We start from the raw sequence: 22,126 nt of genomic DNA, 5'->3' as shown, positions 1-22,126 counted from the left end.
TGACCTCCTAGTTGCCACAACTGGCAAAGGTGTCGGCGGGCAGCTCACCGTAGAAGGTCGGCCCCACCTGATAGGGGAATACCGGTTGCAGCTGGCCCGCTACCGATTGGGCGGTAACATGATAGTGGTAGCCCAGGCCGTCGTGATCATGGCCGTTGTGTTGGTCCAGGTATTCCCCGCCCATGGCCGTCAGAGCGGCATCGTAATAATAATCTTCGAAATAGATACCACTGACGGCGGCTATGCTGTTGCCGGACATGGTAGTGACATTGGTATCTGTGTCCGGTCCTGCGCTGACGCTCTGGGTGCCTTTGCTCAGATCGTATTGATCCACCAGCTGACAACTGCGCACGCCGTCGGCGCCACAGCCGGAAACCGATGCGGCGCTGTAGTCACGCTTGATCCAGGCGGATTTCGCCAACACCCCCTGCATAGTGTAGGGACCATAGATGGGGTAACCATCGGCGGCGAAACCATAGATGGGGGAATGACCGCTGCCGTTATCCTCCAACAAAGTCTGCAGACAAGCCGAGTACATGTGATGATGGTAATTGCCCTGTTGCTGGGCATGGCCCTGGCAGATATCCACGTCGTATTGTTCGAACACAGGCGCCAGATTGAGCCAGACCTGCTGATTGTTGTAGCTGGAGCCATCCTGCCAGTTGAATACCGCAGCACCGTTGAGCATCAGGCCTATGGTATTGAGCGAGGTCGCACAGGCGGTGCCGCCAGCCGGGGCCGGCTCGGTAGGCAGCTTGAGTTGCGCGCTCTGATTGGAGGGACATGCAGGGCCAGGCGGCCAATAACCCAGGCTGCAACTTGAGCCCACAGGCTTGTAGCCTATATTCTGACCGAAGGCGATCGCCTCGCCGGCTTTGGCCGAGGTCACGCCACCGTAAAAATCGCTGGCAGCCTTGGGCCTGTTATTCAGCCAGTCCACATCGCTCTGGCTGAGGGTCACTTTGTAATCCGGAATGCCTGTAGTGGCCACCGTCAGGTAGTGGGTGCCCGCCGACGCCGAGGTTTGCAGCCCCTGGACGTTCACCAACACACCATTGCCGTTACTCTTGATATAGCTCGAGCGGACATTGGTGTTGAGCAACCACTCGGCGGCGGTGACGCTGACTTCGTCCAGGTTACTGATCTCAGTGCCGTCGCTGACTTCCAGTCTCAGCAAATAGTTGCCCGACTGATCCGGTACCAGGGTGGGGCTGGCGCTGGTGGCGTTGCCGAGACTGCTGTGGCTGCCCGCCGGCTGTTCCGCCAGGGTCCAGCTGTAGCTCAGGCTGTCGCCGTCGGCATCGCTGCTGCCGCGGCCATCCAGGGTGACGGTGGCGCCGACGAAGCTGTATTGATCCTCGCCGGCCGAGGCGATGGGCGCCGCGTTTTGGCTGCCCTGACTGCCGCCGGCGGGGGCGCCACCACTGCTGTCTGCAACTGTGCCGCCGTCATCCGCACTGCCCCCGCCGCCGCAGGCGGTCAGTGCCAGACCGACAGACAAGAGCAGCGCCAAGCCGCGCAGGCGTAAAAAATAAGCTGGAAACTGTGATGAAAGCTGCATGGCAAAACTCCCTGTTGTTCATATTAAATCCATTTACATTGAGGCAACTTTCTTGCCAACATAATTTAACACAAACAATCAAGTGCTTACGCTGTCACACCAGCAGTACGCTTAAAGACATGCCAGAACGCTTATAACAGGGCATGGTTTCGCTTATAGCATATCCACGGCTAGTCTGCCGTGTAATAGGTCCAGCGGCGCTCTCCCTGCTTGACGAGTCGCCCCTCCCGGTGCAGTTTCTTCAACAGGTAGGAGGCGCGGCCATGATCCACCCCCAGCAAGGTCTGGGCGGCGGTATTGTCTATCCGCCCTTGGGCCCCGGCATAGCGCAACAGCGCGTCCTCCTCCGAGTCCGGCGGCGCGCCGGCGCCCGCCGTGCTTGCAGAGCGTATGCTTGCAGAGACCAGCCTTTCAGAGTGAAGTCCATCGGCAAGCCCCCCATTCGGGCTCATCACCCCAGCGGCGGCTTGGTCGGCCTGTGCCGCCGGCGCGTCCCGGCCCACGGCGGGCAGAGGTTCCAGAAAATGCAGGTGCTCTGCCCTGATGCCCTTGCCCCGACTGGCGATCAGGGCATACTCGAGCAGGTTCTTCAGCTCACGCACATTGCCCGGATAATGATAGCGCCCCAGCGCCTGTAACGCCTCCCGGGTGATCGCCGGCTTATCCCGCCCCATCTGGGAGGCGAGCAACTGCAGGAAATGCTCGACCAGGGGAGCTATGTCACCCGGGCGCTCCCTGAGCGGTGGCAGGCTCAGCTGATAGCCGGCCAAACGGAAGAAGAGATCCTGGCGAAACTGCTTATGCTGCACCTTGGCCCTGAGGTCGACATTGGTCGCCGCGACCACCCGCACATCCACCCGACGACTGCTTTTCCCGCCTATGGGGATCACTATGCCGTCTTCCAGCACCCTGAGAAGCTTGGCCTGCAATGCCGGCGGCATGTCGCCTATCTCATCGAGAAACAGGGTGCCGCCATCGGCCTTGACGAAATAGCCCTGCCTGTCGCTCGTGGCCCCGGTATAGGCGCCCTTCACATGGCCGAAAAATTCCGCATCGGCCAGCTCGGCGGGAATGGCCGAGCAGTTCACAGCAACAAAAGGCCGGTTGCTGCGCTCACTGCCATAGTGGATCGCCCGGGAAATCAACTCCTTCCCTGTGCCGCTTTCTCCCAGCACCAGCACATTGGTGCGCGGCGCCAGCTGCAGATCCCGTACTTCATCCAGCAGGCGCGCAGTGACCCGGCTTTGGCCTATGAAGGCATCTATGCCCCATAACCTGGCCTCCTGCCGACTCAGCATGGACAGCTTTTCGTCCGCCAATTGCAGTGCATCCTCCGCCTGTTGGCGCCTGTCAATCTGCTGCTGCAGCGCCAGGTTCAGCCCCGCCAGCTCACTGTTCTTGCTCTCCAGCTCCTGCTGTTGCCTGCGTATCGTCAGGTGCGCCAGGATCCGCGCCAGCACTTCCTCCCGCTGCAGCGGCTTGCTGATAAAGTCTATTGCCCCGGCGTTGAAGCCCTTCACCTTGCTGTGGGTATCCGACAGGGCGCTCATGAAGATCACAGGCACGTCTTTGGTGGCCTCGGCCTGTTTCAGCAGGCGACAGAGTTCGAAGCCGTCGATACCTGGCATCATCACGTCCAGCAACATCAGCGCCGGAGTGCTCTGGGCCGCCAACTGCAACGCCTGCTCCGCGTCCAGCGCGACCCTGAGATCCAGGCCGCTGTCGGCCAGATAATTGACCAAAACATCCAGGTTGTCCGGCTGATCGTCGACGATCAATACCTGTGGTTGCGACATGAGCTAACTCCGGAGTAAACATGATTATGCGAAACAGTATAGGAACCCAAAGCTATAAGATCCTATAAGCGACCAGGAAAAACTATAAGCACTGGGGTGGACTGTTCCAAGAGTGCCAATATAATGCACTGATATATAATAATTTATCAAGTTGGCGTTTTTCTTGCTCTGCTATGCCAGGCATTATTCTTACCACAGAGCCGCAATGGAAAATTCCTTGAATACCCAGACAGACAAACCTTGTGTTCTGGTCGTTGACGACAATGTCGACAACCTGGATGTGATGATCGCCAACCTGCAGCAGGAGAGCATAGAACTGCTGGTCTCCCTATCCGGCGAGGAAGGCCTGCAACTGGCACGGGAACTGTCCCCGGATCTCATACTGCTGGACATCATGATGCCGGGCATGGACGGTTTCGAGGTCTGCCGGCGGCTGAAACAAGATCAGGCCACAGCCGATATTCCGGTGATCTTCATCTCGGCCAAGAACAACGAAGCGGACATAGAACAGGGATTGCGGCTGGGCGCGATCGACTTCGTCAACAAGCCTTTCTCCATCCCCATACTCAAGGCCAGGCTGCGCAATCACCTCGAAGTCAAAAATCGCACGGACAGGCTGGCACGGCTCGCCTGTACCGATGCCTTGACCGGCATAGCCAACCGGCGCCATTTCGACTGCATGCTGGAACGCGAGTGGCGCCGCGCCGCCGCGAGCCAATACCCCTTATCCGCGCTGATGATAGACATAGATTATTTCAAACAATTCAATGACAGCTACGGCCATAATCACGGCGACGAGTGCATAAGGCAGACGGCACTGACGCTGGGCCAGCAGCTGCTGCGCCCCGCCGATCTGCTGGCACGTTATGGCGGTGAAGAATTCGTGGTGCTGCTGCCCGAGACCAGCGAAACCGGCGCCCTGGCGGTGGCCGAGCGCTTGCGTCAGGCCATGGAGGCACAGGCCATCCCCCATGCCGGCTCCGCATGCCTGCCCCATGTCAGCGTCAGCATAGGCATTGCCAGCATGTATCCCCGGCAAGGCGACAACTGGCAGACGCTGCTGCACAGGGCCGACCAGGGCCTGTATCTGGCCAAGCAACAGGGGCGCAACCGGGTCTGCAGCCTGGATGAGACCTCGGCGCAAATAAGGCTGAGACTCAATTAAATTTGTGCTGGGCTCAGGTAAAATTTATCCTGCTAACAATTTTTTAGCTAATAGCGCGGATAAAAAAATAAATGACAACAAACCGACTGCGTAATCTGTTGCCTTTGGCAGCTACCCTGACACTCATGGCCCCCGCTTTCGGCTTGAAGGCCGATGAACAAGAGGAGATGGCGGCCCTGATGGCGCTGCTCGAAGAGGAGACAATGCTGGCGACCCAGACCAAGATGAATGCCGACTATGTGCCCGGCATGGTCAGCGTATTGGATGCCAGAGAGCTGGCCGGCTACGGCGTACAAACCATAGGCCAGGCGCTGAACCAGGTAGCCGGCTTCTATATCACGGTCAACAATGCCGGCGATCCCCTCGCCATAGTCCGCGGCACGGGTGCCAGTCTCGGCGCCAGCAACCTGAAAATCATGTTGAACGGGGTCCCGGTCAACCGCGCCGTCGACGGTTCAGCCGATTGGCTGTACCGCCTGCCCCTCAGTCAGTTTGAGCGCATCGAAGTGATCCGCGGTCCCGGCTCCTCCCTCTATGGTGAATTTGCCTTTTCCGGCGTCATCAATGTCATTTCCCGCAGCGACAATCTGCTGACGGCTGCAGCAGGCAGCCATGACGCCCTTGGCAGCAACCTGCTGGCGCAGCACAGATTCGGCGACGACACCCGGGCGAGCCTGAACCTCTCGGTGTGGGACAGGGACGACAGCGGGCTCAAGGGCAATCCGGATAACTTTGCCAACTCGGGACGCGGGTTTTCACCCGGCGCTATTTTCGATCGCGAGCAGGGCACCCTGGCGCTGGCCAAACTCGAACACCAGGGCTACCACCTGGAGCTGCAATACGCAGATGTGGAGCGCGGCGGCTGGTATGGCCGCAATGCCGCCATGCCGGCATCGATAGCGCCGCGCCAGGAGACATTCCTGGCCGTCAATATAGATAAGAGCTGGCAATTTACCCCGGAATTGACCCTCAAGACCGAGCTTTCCCACACCCGCTCGCAGCTGACCGAGGCGGCCTATCTGCCGATCCCGGCCGGGGGGCTGAGGCCGGGAGGCCAGGAAGTGGTCGTCAACCAGTACCGCCAGGACGGCAATAGCGAATCGAGCGACAGGGCCAATGTCTCGCTGCATTGGACCCCAACAGAAGATCACAGGCTCTATGCTGCGCTCGGTTACAGCCACAGCCGGGTCGATGATGCCTTCGGCAGATTCCTGCAACCCGGCCAGGCAGCGAGAGAGTTTCCCGCCGACAAAACCCGGGTGCTGGACGATTCGAGTCGCAGCCTGACCAGTGTCACCCTGCAGGATCAGTGGATGCTGACAGAGGCGCTGGAACTGACCCTGGGGGCCAGGTTGGACAGTTACAGCGACTGGGACGCCAACCTGTCCCCCCGCCTGGCCGCGGTATGGCGCGTCGACGAGCACCACATACTCAAGGCCCAATATGCCGAGGCCTTCCGGCCGCCGACCCTGGAAGAAGCCCACCCCGGCCCCCACGCCTTCCCCGGCACAGTGTTCACCCAGCTGAGCGAAGAGAGACTGAACTCGAGCGAAGTGGCCTATGTGTATCGGCGCGATGGCTTCAGCTTCCACACCACAGTGTTTAATACCAAGATAAAAGACTTGATCGAATTTCTCCAGCAGCCGGGCCGGCCGCCCATCTGGCACAACAACGGCGACATCAGCACCACAGGGGTGGAGTTCGAGTGGCAGCAGGCAGTCAACCGCAATTGGGATTGGTTTGCCAACCTGTCCTACGTCAGGGCCAGGGACCATAGGGACAGGGACAAGATCCTCATAGGATCGGCCCAATGGCTGGCGCGGGCCGGCATCAGCTGGCACGGCGACAACCATTTACATCATGCCTTGTTGTTCAATTATGTCGGCGAACAGGAAGGAGCGGATATCGAACTCAGGAGTCAGGTGACCCACGAATTTGATCCCTATTTTACGCTGGATTACACCCTGGGAGTGGCGCAACCCTTGCAGATAAAGGGGCTGGATATCACAGTCGGGCTGAAGAACCTGACGGGGGAAGAATACGATACAGTGCCCAATCCAGTGCAATATCCCCAGGGGCTGCATCAGGGCGAGCGCACAGCCAACCTGCAGCTGAGTTATCAATTCTGATGCCGTATTAGGAGCAAAGTGAGATGAGACCGGGCGCAGGCATACTCCATCAGACAAGCAAACTTGCCCGGCAACTTAGGTTGCCTGCTCTGTTGCCTGCTCTGTTGCCTGCTCTTTTGCTTAGCCTGTTGCTGTGGCCGCCACTGCTCCATGCCCAGTCAAACAACGACAGCTTCACCGACCACAGGGTCAGGGTCGGCCTCAAGCTGTTTCGGGCGCTGCTGAGCGCCGATCTCAAGCTCAGGGAGAAGACCGACACCTCGGGAGCCGTGCCCGTGATCCTGGTCCATATCAACAGCGAAGACGACATCCGGGAATACCAGGCCCTGCTCGACGACTATCTGCGCGAGATCAACGGTTTACCCCTTAGAATCGACATCCGTACCCTGGAGCAGATATTGCAGCCCGGCAGTGACAAGCCGGCGGCCATCTTTATCGCCCAAAAACTGAATGATGCCGAACTCAGCGCCCTCATAGAGCAGAGCATCAACCAGGGCGTCATCCTCTTCTCACCCTTCGAGGGGGATGTGGAAAAGGGTGTGCTGGCGGGGATCTCGGTACAGGCGGCGGTGCGGCCGCTGCTCAACATAGGCACGATGAACCAGAGTCGGCTGAGTATCAAATCCTTCTACCTCAAGGCGGCACGTCAGTATGAGTAAGTTTTCCCTGCCGCCGCGGCTGCGCCCCGGCAGCAGCCTGTTAAGCCAGTGCATCATCAGCGCCATCTTCATCGCCCTGCTGGCCGTGCTCGCCTGGTCGCTGGAAAATTATTGGCAGCATACTCTCAAGCCCAGGCTCTATTTGGCCGCCCAGACCCAGGCCAATGTGTTGGCACAATCCCAATCCGCCGTGATAGTCGAGACCCTGGAGCATAGCAAGCCCGAGGAGCTGGCCGGCAAGCTGCGCAGCCTGATACAGGAGATGCTGATCGTCGAAGATCCGGCGATCGGCGGGCGCTATATCCGCGGCCTGACGCTGCAATTCGATTACGATCTGCTGGAACTGGCACCCGGCTCGCTGGATTTCCATGAGGGCGATGCCCAATGCCTGAACTGCTTCCAGATAGCGCTGCCGCTGATCACCGGCCGCGGCGATCTGCTGGGGATCGCCAATATCGCCATCAGCGACGGCTATTTCAAGACCCTGAGCAATGAAATGCAGAGCCGGTTGTTTGCCGAGTCGGGGCTGACCTTCGGACTCTTGGTGGCTGTCTGGCTGGTCATGATGCTGATGTTCCACCGCCTGCATGCCGCCAAACACTTGCTCGAAGCCTCGGACAAGGCCAAGACCCGCTTCATGGCGAACATCACCCATGAGCTGCGTACCCCGCTCAATGCCATTCTGGGTTACACCCAGCTCTACAAGGAAGATCCGGCCTTGATGGAAAATTATCGCCAGGGTATCAACAGCATAGATCGCAGTGCCGACCACTTACTCATGATGATCAATGACATACTCGAATTTTCCCGGGCCGATGAGGACAGCGTCACCTTCCACCCCAGCGAGGTGGCGCTCACAAGTTTCCTGAACACCCTGGTGGAAATGACGCGTCTCAGGGCGCAGCTTCAGGGGCTGGACTTCAAGGTGAGGTTCGATGACAGTCTGCCCAAAGCCATCCGGGTCGACGAGAAGCGCCTGCGGCAGATTTTGCTCAATCTGCTCAGCAACGCGGTGAAATTTACCCCCGGCGGCGAGGTGGTTTTCAGTGTTACCCGGCTGAAAACCCAGGCCCAGGACCACTGCCGCTTGCATTTTTGCGTGGCGGACAGCGGCATAGGCATAGCCAAAAATCAGCTCAAGGAGATCTTCATTCCGTTCCAGCAATTGGATAACCCCATCACCCGCGCCGAAGGCTCGGGTCTGGGGCTGAGCATAAGTCAGCGGCTCATCGCCCTGATGGGCGGCAAGCTGCGGGTCAGCAGCACCCCGAATGTCGGCAGTCGCTTCTGGTTCGAACTCGAACTCCCCAGCAGACGGGACCCAAGCCCGGCCACCGAAGCCAAGATGGAGACAGCCACGGATACAGTGGCCGACAGCCATATCACCCTGCCGCCGCTGGCGCAGCGGGAAGAACTGGCGCTGCAGGCCCAACGCCACGACGTGTTGGCCCTGCGCAAGCTGATCCAGCAACTGGAGCAGGCCGGCTGCTACCAGGATTTCCTCGCCGACATCGCCCCCTTCGTCAGCAACTACAGGTTCAAGCTGCTGGTCGCCAAGTTAGGCCAATATGAGCAAACGCCATAGCGGCATGAGCGTGCCCTGTTAGCCCGCCTTGCGGCGCCATCCCAGCAGCCCCAAGAGCCACACAGACCAGAGTGACAGCGAGCCGCCCTTGTCCGCCTCAGGTTCTGGCTCTGGTTCAGGCTCCGGCTCGACAGCGGCCGCCGTCACTGTCACTTCCACCACGCCTTCGGCCATGCCGCCGTAACCGTCACTCACCCGATAGCCGACAGTGGCTGTGCCGCTGAAGCCCGGCTCGGCAGTGTACTCCAGCCGGTTGCCGGCGGTCACCACAGCGCTGCCATGCTCGGCACTGACCTCGACCAATGTCAGGGCATCGCCGTCGGCGTCGCTGTCATTGGCCAGCACGTCGATCACCAGGCTCTGCCCCTCGGCAACCTCGGCCAGATCCGCCACCGCCACGGGGGCGACGTTTTGCACCTGGGTGCTGACCACACCCGGATCTTCAATCACGCCGTTGGCTACTCCATCGGCATCGTTGGGGCCGCCGTCCTGCAACAGCAGTTGCACGCAGTGAGAGCCTGCCACCAGGCCGGGCTCAAAACTGTCGGCGCCTACTTGCGGGCACTGGCCTTCGGCGTTGAGCTTTGCCGAGCTGATGCCGTTGCTGACGTCCTCGACAAAGTCATACCAGCCTTGCTCCGGCGTGTACTTACGATAGATGGCGCCTTCCGGCAGTGCAGTGCCGCGTGGCAGTGGGAATACCACGGCCACCGATTGCCCCGCCTGGAAGGTGCCGCTCAGGGTGAAGTCGAGCACGGCCGCCACCTGGCTGAAGTGGCTGTCGCTGCTGTCAGCGGCGGCGCTGTCGGTCGCCACAGCCTCTGCCAGGTCGGCCATGGTCATGCCGGCGCCGCTGCCGGTGATGATGGCGCCGGTGATGTTGCCCAGTGCCAACTGCACACCGGCTGTGGTTTGCATTGGCTCTGTGCTGCTATTTACCGGCAGGCTGCTGGCGTCGCTGTCATTATCCAGATAATCGGCAATACCATCGCCATCGCTGTCACCGTAACCTTCCTCGCTGTCGACAAGGCCGTCACCGTCGCTGTCTGTCGTGGGGCTTAACGCCGGCAGGGCATCCACCCTGAAGCGAATACGGCGGCTGCTACTGAGCGGTGCAGGGGTGTTGGTTTCAGTCACTGTCACATCCACGGCATAACGTCCGGGGGCAAGAACGCTGGGGTCAAACTCCAGACCCAGACCATCCTGGGTCAGAGTGCCGTCGAAGGCCTGATCCACCACCTGGAAGCCGACGCTATGACTGTCATTGGCGTTGACATCGCGTACCTGAACACGGATTTGTGCCATGCCGGCCAACGGATCCAGCAGCCGGGTGGCAGTGCCCTGCTGCTGCACTTTCGCCGTTAGCGTCGGCGCCAGGTTCTGCTCGGTCAGCACTAATTGTGTTGCAGTGTCGGCTGAAATAAAGGCGTTGGTCACGCTGTCGATAACCACAACAACCGCAGCGTTACTATCCAGGTTCGCCGGTACCGAGACGGCTAACTGGCCCTGAGTCTCCTGCAAAATGGCTGCAGTAGCCGAGTTAAGCGCTTGTCCATCGACCCAAAGTGAGTAGCCGATATCAACCGGATACGCCGGCGCTTCGCCGGTTAATTGCAGCGGCAGCTGATAATCGCCACCGGCTTCAACCGTCATGCTCCGCGCCAACTTAAGCTGCGGCAGTATATGCACGCTGAGTGTCGTGGTGGCGGTATTGCCTGAACTGTCGGTCGCACTCAGCTCAAGCTCATGGGCGCCGCTTGCCAGCTCATTGCTGCCATTAAGCGCTGCGGTGATATCACCGTCTACCAGATCGCTGGCGCTGATATCCAACAGCGCGCTGATATCGGTCAAGCGGCCAGTAGCGTTAACCACCAAGGTGTCCAGCACATCAAACTCAGGTGCCCTGGTATCGACAATCGTCACCAACTGCTCGGCAGTGGCCTGATTACCGGCCACATCTGTTGCGGTCCAGGTGATGACATGTTCACCCAGCGCCAGCTCTGCAGCCAGATCCGAGCTAATTGTCAGCACTGTGCTGATGTTATCTGTCACCACAGGCTCTGACAGGGTTACTGCTGTCATAGGCCCCGTGGCTTCAAAGGTCAGTGGCGCCAGTTCGGCAAACACAGGTTTGTGGGTATCCCCTATGCTGGGGTCCAGTGGCGCAGCGTCATCTTCATCATTGATACTGTCGTTGTCGTCATCCGGATCGGCATTGTTGCCAATGCCGTCGGCATCGGTATCGACAGACTCTGTTGCATCCAGCGGGAAGGCATCCTCGCTGTCGAGCACGCCGTCGTTGTCATCATCCGTATCGGCATTGTTGCCTATGCCGTCGGAGTCTGTATCGACAAACTCAGCAGCATCCAGCGGGAAGGCATCGTCAGTGTCCACTACACCGTCGTTGTCATCATCGCTGTCGACACTGTTGCCTATTCCGTCCAAGTCTGTATCCACAGACTCAGCAGCATCCTGCGGGAAGGCATCCTCGCTGTCCAATACACCGTCGTTGTCATCATCGGTATCGGCGTTGTTGCCTATGCCGTCGAGGTCGGTGTCGACAGTTTCGCTGGCATCCAGCGGGAAGGCATCTTCGCTGTCCACTACGCCGTCGTTGTCATCGTCCGTATCGGCATTGTTGCCTGTGCCGTCGGAGTCTGTGTCGACAGACTCGGTCGCATCCAGCGGGAAGGCATCGGCCGCGTCTTCTACACCGTCACCATCATCGTCAGTATCCGCATTGTTGCCTATGCCATCAGCATCGGAATCGATGGCTTCAGCGGCATCCAGCGGGAAGGCATCGTCGCTGTCTAATACGCCGTCGTTGTCGTCATCCGGATCGGCGTTGTTGCCTATGCCGTCGGAGTCTGTGTCGACGGATTCTGTGGCATTGAAGGGGAAAGCATCGACTATATCCAACACGCCGTCGTTGTCATCATCGGGATCGGCGTTATTGCCTGTGCCGTCGAGATCCGCATCCAGCCACTCGGAAGCATCCAGAGGGAAGGCATCGCCGCTGTCCAGGACACCGTCGTTATCATCGTCGCTGTCGGCATTATTGCCTATGCCATCGGCATCGGTATCCAACCACTCGGAGGCGTCCAGTGGGAAGGCATCCTCCGTGTCTACAACACCGTCGTTGTCATCATCCAAATCGGCATTGTTGCCTATACCGTCGAGATCCGTATCGAGCCATTCGGCGGCGTTAAAGGGGAAGGCATCGACTATATCCAACACGCCGTCGTTATCGTCGTCCGGATCGGCATTGTTACCTATGCCGTCGAGATCCGCATCCAGCCATTCGCTGGCATCCAGCGGGAAGGCATCGCCGGCATCCAACACACCATCGCCATCGTCATCTGTGTCGGCATTGTTGCCTATGCCATCGCTATCTGTGTCGACAGCTTCGGTGGAGTCCAGGGGGAAAGCGTCTTCGCTGTCCGGGACATTGTCGTTGTCGTCATCGGTATCGGCGTTATTACCAATGCCATCGGCATCTGTATCCAGCCACTCGGATGCATCCAACGGGAAGGCGTCTTCGCTGTCGGCAACGTTATCGCCGTCATCATCCAAATCGGCGTTGTTGCCGGTACCGTCATTGTCGGTATCCAACTGCTCGTTCGGATCGTTCGGTAAAGCATCACTGTTATCACCGACGCCATCGTTGTCGCTATCAAGCGTTTCGGTCGGATCATTCGGGAAGGCATCCTGACCATCGGCGACACCGTCATTGTCGAAGTCGCCATCAAACACATATTCGATAGCGCCGATGTCCATCTTCGGATACAGCGGGCCGCCGGGCGCGGCTTCATCATACAGGCCAGATACGCGTGGCTGTCCCAATATGTCGACTTTCCCGCTATCTAATTCACCGGCCTCAGCGGCATCGATATTGGCACTGCCCGGCACCGGCCGGTAGTCACCATTGTCCGGATCGGCCAGCTCCACATAGCCGGTTGACGTGACACCACACTCGCTGTCTTCTACCCAGCTGGCGGTCTGCTGCTCCCAGGTTTCAACGTTACACAGGGTAGAGCCGGTTGGGCCTTTTAACAGCAGGCTGTTGCGTAGCTGCGCCGTGCCGCTGTCCCTGATGGTTATCGCGCCACCTTCGCTGTTGTAAAGGGTGCTGGAGAACAGCGCAACATGGCCCTGCTCTGCCGTGATAGCCGCATACTCACCGCTAACGTTGGCCAGCAGGCTATTATCGGTATAAAGCTTGAAGTTATCACCTGCGATGGCGGGCGCTGCCATATTGTCGATCAGGCTGTAATCCAGCAATAAATATGACGCAGAGTACATATGGATAGCACTGCCATAGCCCTCGGCGTCGTTCGCACCGTTTCGCAGCGTTAACCCCACCAGATGCGGAAATTGGCTACTGGTCAACCTGTCGACCAATGCTACTTCGAAAATGGCAGTCGCGTTTTGACCATCGAGCACAACCTCTTTGTTACCATCAATCTTCATGCCCTTGCTGATCACTAAAGGCGACTGCAGCGTGATCGTCATCGGGCCGTTAAACGTAATAGTGTTAAGATCTGCTCCAAGTGCACTGGCACATAAATCCGCTATGGCCTGACGAAGCGTGCCCGGGCCACTGTCAGCATTGCTGCTAACCTGAATTTGATTTGCAGTACATGCGTGGTAAGGATTGTCATCGATACGCGCCCAGTTAAGTACCACGTCATTTTCATCAACCAGGGTTTGTAATTCGGCTGTGCCCTCTATCTGATAGACAAAATCCACCACGCCATCGTTGTCGCGGTCTTCATCATAAATATCGGCGATGCCGTCATTGTCAAAATCGGCTAAATCACCCGCCACAGTCGGGCTCGGATCTACGCCATCGAGCACGCCGTCGCCGTCTGAATCCGGAATTAACGGATCTGACCCAGCCGAAACTTCGTCAGCATCACTTAAACCATCATTGTCATCATCGGTGTCAGCATTGTTACCCATGCCGTCACGATCGGTATCCAGCCATTCGCTGGCATCTGTAGGGAAGGCATCTGCCCAGTCAGGTTTGCCATCATTATCATCATCATTATCTCTGTCATCTGCGATGCCGTCGCTGTCAGTATCCAGCTGCATAGTTACACTGGCAGAACAAACCTGCTCGCCCAGCACGCCACCAAACGTGCGCGGCGTCACACAGAAACGTATCTGCGTACCGGCAGCCACATTCAGATCAAAAGTGAGTTCAGTTTGTCCGGCAATAGTGGTCCAGCTAGCATTTTGCAGCTGCTGCCACAGGTACAGGCTTTGTGACTCCAGGCTGTAGTTGCCTGCATCAGGCGCGGTATAAGTGTACTGCCCTATCAATCCGAAACCGGCAATAGGTTGCCCCATCTCGGCAGTGATTTTTACCTCTGTCGCCAGCGGTAGTTGGCCAATCTGTATCCAGTTACCGCAACGCTGGCTGTTTTCAAAGGTCATACACATGGTGACAAAGGCATTGCCATCATCCACCTTAGCCTGATAACCAAACACATTGGTAGCAACCACAGTTGCATCGCTGACTTGCCCGGTCGCCGAGCGTAACCAGACAAAATTTGTTGCATCAACAGAGTACGCAATATTGGCAAACAGATAGTCGCCCACGCGCATTTTTTGGCCTACTTTATCGACATGAGGCCGGACGCTGCCAGGTGTGTACCAGGGCGACTCCCCGATACGATCAGTACTACTGTTAACCGGCACTTGAATATGAAAGTATTCTTGCGTTTTATAATCGCCGGTGTCTATGCCCGGCAGCGGGCCATCACAGGTACCGCAATACCACTCGGTTGAAGCAGCCTCCACATTCACGCCAATAAATTGCCAGGTATCGGCATATTTGGCTAACAAATCGATGGTTTCATCGTAACTGGCTCTCTGATAGCTGAGCTGCATGCGATGAACCTGTGTCGTCCGGTCGATATTCAAATAACTGAGGGTTTGACTGGCCGCCCAATCCGGTGGCGTCAGGCGTTCTTTAAAAGAGGCATAACTTCTGCGGTTATATTCGTATACGGCTAATAAATTCTGGGCCGGCGTCGCAGCGGGGTGGCCACCGCCTTTAAATTCGACCTGAGGATCCGAATTGTCCCAATTGGCACTGCCAACCCACTGAATATCGTTGTCTTCAACAATCCTATTGCCCGGTGCGTAATCGACGCAGGCGGTGTGCACATTGTCGAACACACAGGTATTGTAGTGATAGGTCGCTAACCAGTGCCAGGTATTGTCGCTGCCAAATAGCACCTCATCCCAGCCGCGATCCGCGACAAAATTAGGAAACATTTTTGCCAGCGTACCGACAATAGGCTGCTGATCTGCGTCAGTAACCGGGTTCAGCATTTCCGGCTCAGTGACGCTCTCCCAATCCCACTCCACTTCAGAGTAAAAGGTACGCTCCATTTCCAGCGGCTCATATTCGCTGTTCACATAGGGCAGACGTGGTGTATTAAACACACCCCGGCTCATCGCATCTACCGGCATAGAGACATAAGCACAAAAGTTTTGCACATCATCATCCTCGGCACAGGCTGCCCGATTCAATAAGGGTGATGTGGCGGCACTGTGCGGGAAGTACTGAAAGTTTGCTTGCGGTACCGTTAAATAGCTGCCGCCGCGGATATTGGTATTGGTATCTCTGACCACTTTAAAGGTATTGGCGATACTGCTGATGTCACCCAACACCATAAAGCCAATCCGGCCGGCATAAACCGTATCACTGTTGGCCTGTTCGACACTGGTTTGCTGCATCAGGCGCAGCATAATGCTATCAACATTGCCAACGCCCTCGGTAACAGTCGCGCCCTGATACACAGCCACGTCGTCCAACTGACGAAATCCCAGGCTGTTTTTATACAACATAGGGCGCTGCAATTGCGCCACAGTGACCGCATCGGTAAAGCTGGCACCCAGCGCAATACTTTGGCCGCTAAAGCCGGTGTGCTTTATCTCTGCTGTTGAAATCAGCAACATACGGCCATCCACCAAACGGTGCCAGCCTTCTTCGGCCACCATATAGTGCACTTTGGCGCCGGTTAAATCCGCGGCAAAGCCAGTAGCCTGGCGCACATCAAATAAAAACTGATTACCGGCGGTAATGGGGGCCGTAGGCACTATGCTCACCCCGGGGTTTAGATTCGGGTCTTCGAGGCTGACAAACACCACAGGGCGCTGGAAAATACGATTGGTCCACAGGTCGGCGATCTGGTTATTGGCGCCGATAGTTAAAGTGCCCGTTTCCGCCGGAATACCCAGCAGCGCGGGTGAGCCGTTAAACTGCATACCGGCTGCTATAGTGCTCGGCGGGGTTTCGCCGTCATTGGTAGCATAAATCCATTTGCCGTTACCTTCAGTGACAAAACCCGATGTATTGGGCACTATCGCCTGCAAAAACACCAGATTATCGGCGTCATTGACAACACCAAGATCCTGGGCACTACCATCAACATGGGTAAATTGCTTCGTCAGACTGGCTGCGAACAGACCCTGTGCCGGGCACAAGCCGATTAACAGAATCCAAACTAATAAACGCATCATGCTGTATTTCCCCGCATAGAATCTTCTAGCCCGCATTAAAACAGGCAAAAGTGCAGGAAAAATGCAGAATGCAGGGGAGCGGCAGGAAAAAGTCGTACTAAAGCGTCACTGGCTCAGTCCGCCAATGCCGGCAGGGTGATCAACAGACGCAGGCCACCCAGGGGAGACAAAGCCGCCTGGATCTGGCCCCGGTGCGCCTGGATGATGGATTTGGCCATGGACAGGCCCAGACCCGCGCCGCCCGTGTCGCGGCTGCGGGAATCCTCCAGACGGAACAGCGGCTCGAACAGGCGCTCAAGCTGGTCAGCAGTCACACCGGGGGCGCTGTCCTCCAGGGTGATGATGATAGTGTCGTTGTGGCGCTGCAGACCCAGGCTGATGCTGCCCGGCGCCCGGGTATAGCGCAGGCTGTTTTCCATCAACTTGCCGAGCGCCAGCGCGAAGCTGGCCTCATCCAGGAGTGCCGGGCAACTCTCGCCCGGGGCAAGCTCTTGAGTCAATTGCAAGCCCTTCTTCGCGGCACTGTCCTGAAAACCGGCCAGCCAGCGGGGCAGGAAATCTTGCAGCTCTACCCGTACCGCATTGCCGTCGAGCCGGGTCTGGTCCAGCTTGCTGGCCCGGGACAGGTCAGAGATGAAGGTATCCAGCTGCTGAATGTGTTTAAGCAGTCCCTCGAGATTGGCGCTGCTCGGCGCCATGACCCCATCCTGCAGCGCTTCCAGCTTCATCCTCAGTACACTGAGCGGGGTCCTCAGTTCATGGGACACATCAGTGAGCAGTTTTTCCTGTTTGGCCAAGGTGTCGAGCATCAGGGCATTGCGCTCCATCATCAATTTTTGGGCCTCCCCATGGGACCTTTGCAGCTCAATATGGGCACGGTTGAGAGTCAACTCGCTGAAATAGCAGGTAAAGACCATGACCAGGGAGGCCAGTACGAAACGGATCAGGCTGACCGGATTCCAGGCGCCCTCCTGCCACTGCCCCAGATGGCTATAGGCCATGGCAAACAGCACCAGGTAAAACACAGCCACCAGGGCGGCACCCAGAGCGCGGCCATTGAGCATGAACACGAACACAGGCAGGAATAAGGTCCAGATCAGAATGAAGTTTTCCGCCCGGCCCTGCCAGGCCAGGGCCCAGAGAAACACTATCAGGATCAGACTTATCTGCAACGCCGTCGATTGCAGCACGCTTGTCTGCCGCTCCGCAGTCTGGCCTTGGCTGCGGCGCAGGCGAAAATAGGCCAGGGTGCAGGCCAGCAGGGCCACGACATCCAGCAGGGCTATGGGCCACATGCCCCGCAGCTGGTTGTAAAAGGTGAACACCAGCAGCAGCAGGATAATGGCCAGCAGCAGCCCATGGAGCACCACCCGCTTGCGTCTGAGGTCAATACCATCCTCGGCAAGGGGCTGACCTAAAATATGGCTGGTACGTAAAAAATCGAACATCCCTTTACCTTGCTGATGCAAAAACACCACTGAGAGTGTAATAAACCAATGGAGGGTCCGAAGTAAAGCATAACAATGTGCAATGAATATGCAGTTGCCTATGATGCTACTGAAATTCTGTCCCCGGCCTCCAGAACTCGCCTGTCATTGTTCGCTGCATCTGATGTCTCGAAACCAGCTCTCGAAACCAGCTCTTGAAACCATGCCCTGAAACCATGTATCGAAACCAGGTCTCCAAGCTAAGTCTCGAAACGATAGCCCAGACCGTAGATGGAGCGGATCATCTCAGCGGGCGACTCCAACTGTGCCAGCTTCTTGCGCAGGTTGCGTATATGGCTGTCCACCGTGCGCTCGGACAAGACCCGAAAGTCGCTGTAGAGCAGGTCGAGAATTTGCCCCCGGGAATAGATGCGGTTGGGATGGCTGTAGAGCAGATGGAACAGCCTGAATTCCAGCGCCGTCAGCACCACCTTGTGACCACCATAGGTGAGCGTCAGGCTGGACTCGTCCACTGTCAACTGTGGGCCCGCCGAGGTCAGGCGACCGTCGAGGCGGCGCAGTACGGCCCGTACCCTGGCGACCACCTCTCGGGCACTGTAAGGCTTGCAGACATAGTCGTCGGCACCTGTATCCAGCCCCAACAAGCGGTCAACTTCCTCGACCTTGGCCGTGGTCATTATGACGTGCACTTCGGAGAAGGCCCGCACTTCACGGCAAATGGTCAGCCCGTCCTTGCCCGGCAGCATCAGATCCAGCAGCATCAGGCTGGGAGCTTCGCTGCGCACCGCCTCCACCACGGCATTGCCGTCGTGAAATACCCGGGTCTCGAGTCCCTCGGCCTGCAGGTACAGCTGCATCACCTCGGCGATGCTTTTCTCATCTTCTACGATAAAAACCTTGTGTGTCATCGGCTCGTCTTTTTTATCAAATCTGGGCTGGCCTGAGCCCTGGCGCCGTTATCGGCTGCCCGGCCGGGCTTCATACTCAACTCATTCCTGACGTGGTAACAGGATGCTAACGGATAATCCCCCCAAAGGCGAGGCGACGGCAGCTATGACCCCACCATGGGCCTGAATTATGGCGCGGCAAATCCACAGTCCCAGCCCTGAACCCGACTCATCCGAGCCCTCAGCGCTGCTGCCGCGGTAGAGGCGCTCAAACAAACGCTCAAGTTCCGTTTCCGGCACGCCGGGGGCGCTGTCTTCTATGCGGATCTCAATCTCCTTTGCCCCGGCTTTCAAGCTGAGCCGCACCCGGCCACCCATGGCCGTGTAGCGATAGCTGTTCTTCAGCAAGTTGCCAAGCACCTGCTCCAGCCGGTCCTTGTCGGCCAGTATGAATTGTGGCTCCTTGGTGTCCCGTACCAGAGACGCGGAAATGCCTTTTTGTGCCAGCAGGGGGGTAAAGGCGGCCAGTTGCGCTTCCAGCAGCTGACCCAGATCCATGGGCTGCTTGCTCATGGCGAGATTGGCGCCTTCCTGGGCGGACAACTGCACTATGTCTCCTACCATGCGATTGAGGTTACCAAGGCTGTTTATCAGCGATTCAAAGGTGGCGTCGCTGCTCTGCAGCAGCCCATCTTGCATGGCTTCAAGCTGCAATTTGATCATCGCCAGCGGAGTTCGCAGGTCGTGGCTCACTTCTGCCAGCACCCGGTTTTTCTGCTCCATCAATTCAGACAGCATCTCGGCTTTTCTAAGCGCGTCGCGACGCTCAAATTGAGCCAGTTGCCGGCGCCGACCATGTGCCAGGCGCCAGCGAAACAGCCCATAGAGCCCCGAGAAGATGATGGCCGCCACCAGCAGCCGAAACCACAGGGTTTGATGGTATTTGGGCGCTATGCTGACCTTGAGGGGCAGCTCAGGTCCCCAATTTGCGCCTTGCTCCCTTGCCTGCAACCTCAGCAGGTAATCACCCGGCGAGAGCGAGGTGTAGCGGGCAAGGCGAATATCGGCAGGGGCGCTGAGCCAGTCGCGGTCATAACCATCAAGGCGGTAGCGGTATTCGACTTCATCCGGTGCCGTGGCCCCCGGGCTGGCAAAATGCACTGAAAACTGCTGTTCATCGGCGCCCACATCCAATATCGGCTCCAGTGGATCGAAGGGGAGCGCTTTGCTGCCAAACTGTAACTGAGTAATGGCCACGGCCGCCGGCGTGCTGGGGCTTGGGCTGGCATTGTTGTCCACCAACAACATGCTGTTTGAGGTGACATGCACAAACTGCCTGTCGCTGACGGGCACATTGTTGCGGCCCCAACCCAAATCGAGGGCGCCTTCCTGCTCACGAAATTTGGCAAGCAGCTTGCCGTTCGTATCCAGCAGATAAGAGTTACCCAGCCACAGGCGGCCATCGGCCAGAGCCAGCAATCTTGCGGGTTCGGTCATACCGGCGGTGATGCCCTCGGCAAAGGGGCTGAAGTACGGCAGGGCGCCGCTGTCTTTATCTTGGCTTTGGCCCATTGCCAAGGCCACTGCATTGATGTTTGCCGGCGTCAGCTTGTCTATGCCCTCGGGGTGAACCACCAACAGGTTGCCATGGCTGTCACTGAGGATTTGATTAATCTGATTGTGGCGCAGGCTGCCATCGGTGCCGCTAATCCGCTTGAACATAGTTACCTTGTCAGCGCCGGGCAAGACCAGTCCAAGCCCACCCTGTGTGCCGACCCACAAACGATTTTGCCGGTCCAGGAAGAGACAACGTACAAAGCTGATGAAGGGGCTGCCATCGGCGTTTTTCAACGGCCAGACGTCCTGGTTGCTGAGGGAGACCTTTACCAGCCCCCGGTCGCTGCCGGCCCAAAGCACCCCGTCGGGTCCCAGGGCCAGACTCTTCACAAAGGTGCCCTGATTTTTGGTCAGCGGCAGCGCCAATTCCTGTAACCACTCACCCTTGGCATTGGTATGGACAAGGTTGCCGCTGTCGCCGCCAAACCAATACTCGCCCCGGTTGTCTTTGACTCCTGTGACCAGCAGTTTTTGCAATGTGCGCTCATCGCTACTGAAAGGGCTTAAGCTGCCATCGTTAAGGTTCAATCTGGCGGCCTGCTGCTCTGTCAGTATCAGCAATTCGCCCTTGCCCATGTTCACCACATCATGGATAAAAGAGGAGAAGAGATCTTTGAGTGTGGGAGAAAACCGGTCGAAAAAGGCAAAGCCCGCCGCCTGGGGGGGATGATATTGAAGTCCTTCCCCCAGTACCCCAAGCCAGAGTGTGCCCGATGCCGAGCTGGTTATCGAATAAACTATATCCCCGGCAAGTCCATGACGGTCCGATAAATTTCCCTGCAGCAGCTTGATAAGCCTGCCGGTTTTGCCGTCGCGCATCTCCACCCCTTTGGTGCCGCTGAGCCAAATGCGGCGGCTGCCATCGGCTCCAAAGGTTTCGGCTATGCCTGTGTTGATGGCGTTGCCCCGATCGTCGCCTTCGTTGACGTGAATCACCTCGCGGGTGACGGGATCCAGTATGTAAGAACCCTGGTTTTGGCTGGCAAGCCAGAGGCGGCCATCGCTGGCAAGCAAGAGTCTGCGCAGCACCACCTTGTGCAACAGCTCCCCCTCGTGGGCGAAAAGCGCAAAACTGTCAGTGCCTTTAGCCAACGTTGCCAGTCCCATGGCCGTGGAGAGCCACATGTCGTCATTGGCATCAAATTCGATATCCAGCAAGTAATTGTAATAACGCTCACTTGGCTTATCGAGGGAGCGAAAGGGCTGGAAGCTTGCCGATGCCCAATCCCAGCGGTCCAGGCCATAGTCATGGGCAAACCAGAGCCGGCCTTGGCGGTCTTTTTTGATGGCATTGACCTGATTGCCGCCTATGGTGCCCGGCGCGTCAGGCGCACGGGAAAACCTTGTTGCCTGCAAACTGGTCAGGTCGACCCGGTACACGCCTTGGGTCATGGTACCAATCCACAAAAAGTTGCCATCGGCAAGCAGGGAACGCACATGCAGTTTTGACAGTTCCAGGCCATTAACCGCCTTCAGTGGCTGATATTCATAGCCGTCGAAACGATACACGCCCCTGCGGGTTCCCACCCAGATAAAGCCCCGGGCATCGGTTTCCAGCTTGAGGATCTCCTTGTTTGGCAGCTTGCGGTTGGCCTCGACACTGAACAGCGGCGGTGTGAACAGCCCGGCACTGTAGGCCGGGGCCTGTCCGGAAAACAGCAGGCATGTCAGCCAAAGCAGGGCAAGACGTAAGTATGGTTTCAAATGCATATTCTTCTTTTGGGACTATTAAGTGGGATCCTC

The 22,126-nt window shown here is 57.7% G+C and carries 10 protein-coding genes; 4 read left to right on the top strand and 6 right to left on the bottom strand.

Translation table 11 applies throughout. The features are described from left to right. Positions 1-7: 7 nt before the first annotated feature. Positions 8-1,561 carry a YHYH protein gene (locus HC757_RS14350; protein ID WP_169565068.1) on the bottom strand — a complete coding sequence of 518 codons (1,554 nt, stop codon included), beginning with the start codon at positions 1,559-1,561 and terminating at the stop codon, positions 8-10. Positions 1,562-1,731: 170 nt separating this feature from the next. After that, the gene (locus HC757_RS14345) at positions 1,732-3,357 is read right to left on the bottom strand and encodes a sigma-54-dependent transcriptional regulator (protein ID WP_169565067.1); all 1,626 of its coding nucleotides are present in this window, start codon (positions 3,355-3,357) and stop codon (positions 1,732-1,734) included. A gap of 205 nt (positions 3,358-3,562) precedes the next feature. On the opposite strand from HC757_RS14345, the gene HC757_RS14340 reads away from it, so the two are divergent. The 4 genes from HC757_RS14340 to HC757_RS14325 all read left to right on the top strand — a co-directional run bounded on the left by HC757_RS14340 (position 3,563) and on the right by HC757_RS14325 (position 8,895). Beyond that, on the top strand, positions 3,563-4,522 hold the full coding sequence (locus HC757_RS14340) for a diguanylate cyclase (protein WP_169565066.1): 960 nt from the start codon (positions 3,563-3,565) through the stop codon (positions 4,520-4,522). A gap of 71 nt (positions 4,523-4,593) precedes the next feature. Next, entirely contained in the window at positions 4,594-6,651 is a 2,058-nt protein-coding gene (locus tag HC757_RS14335; RefSeq protein ID WP_169565065.1) for a TonB-dependent receptor plug domain-containing protein, read from the top strand. 23 nt (positions 6,652-6,674) lie between these two features. Further along, positions 6,675-7,310: a hypothetical protein gene (locus HC757_RS14330; RefSeq protein ID WP_169565064.1), complete on the top strand. Its 636-nt coding sequence runs from the start codon at positions 6,675-6,677 to the stop codon at positions 7,308-7,310. Next, the gene (locus HC757_RS14325) at positions 7,303-8,895 is read left to right on the top strand and encodes a sensor histidine kinase (RefSeq protein WP_169565063.1); all 1,593 of its coding nucleotides are present in this window, start codon (positions 7,303-7,305) and stop codon (positions 8,893-8,895) included. The genes HC757_RS14330 and HC757_RS14325 overlap by 8 nt, the downstream gene beginning before the upstream one ends. Before the next feature lie 18 nt (positions 8,896-8,913). Here the strand turns inward: HC757_RS14325 and HC757_RS14320 are convergent, their stop codons facing one another. The 4 genes from HC757_RS14320 to HC757_RS14305 all read right to left on the bottom strand — a co-directional run bounded on the left by HC757_RS14320 (position 8,914) and on the right by HC757_RS14305 (position 22,093). Continuing rightward, positions 8,914-16,431 carry an Ig-like domain-containing protein gene (locus HC757_RS14320; RefSeq protein ID WP_169565062.1) on the bottom strand — a complete coding sequence of 2,506 codons (7,518 nt, stop codon included), beginning with the start codon at positions 16,429-16,431 and terminating at the stop codon, positions 8,914-8,916. Positions 16,432-16,544: 113 nt separating this feature from the next. Further along, a complete protein-coding gene (locus HC757_RS14315) occupies positions 16,545-17,879 on the bottom strand; it encodes a sensor histidine kinase (protein WP_169565061.1) in 1,335 nt (444 codons plus the stop codon). 239 nt (positions 17,880-18,118) lie between these two features. Then, on the bottom strand, positions 18,119-18,787 hold the full coding sequence (locus HC757_RS14310; RefSeq protein WP_169565060.1) for a response regulator: 669 nt from the start codon (positions 18,785-18,787) through the stop codon (positions 18,119-18,121). A gap of 81 nt (positions 18,788-18,868) precedes the next feature. Beyond that, complete coding sequence (locus tag HC757_RS14305; RefSeq protein ID WP_169565059.1) at positions 18,869-22,093, bottom strand: two-component regulator propeller domain-containing protein; 3,225 nt, start codon at positions 22,091-22,093, stop codon at positions 18,869-18,871. Positions 22,094-22,126: the final 33 nt, after the last annotated feature.

The sequence above is a fragment of the Shewanella salipaludis genome (assembly GCF_012911865.1).
Taxonomy (GTDB): Bacteria; Pseudomonadota; Gammaproteobacteria; order Enterobacterales; family Shewanellaceae; genus Shewanella; species Shewanella salipaludis.
Note: the sequence above shows the minus strand (reverse complement) of the source record. Positions and strands in the feature narration are given on the sequence as shown.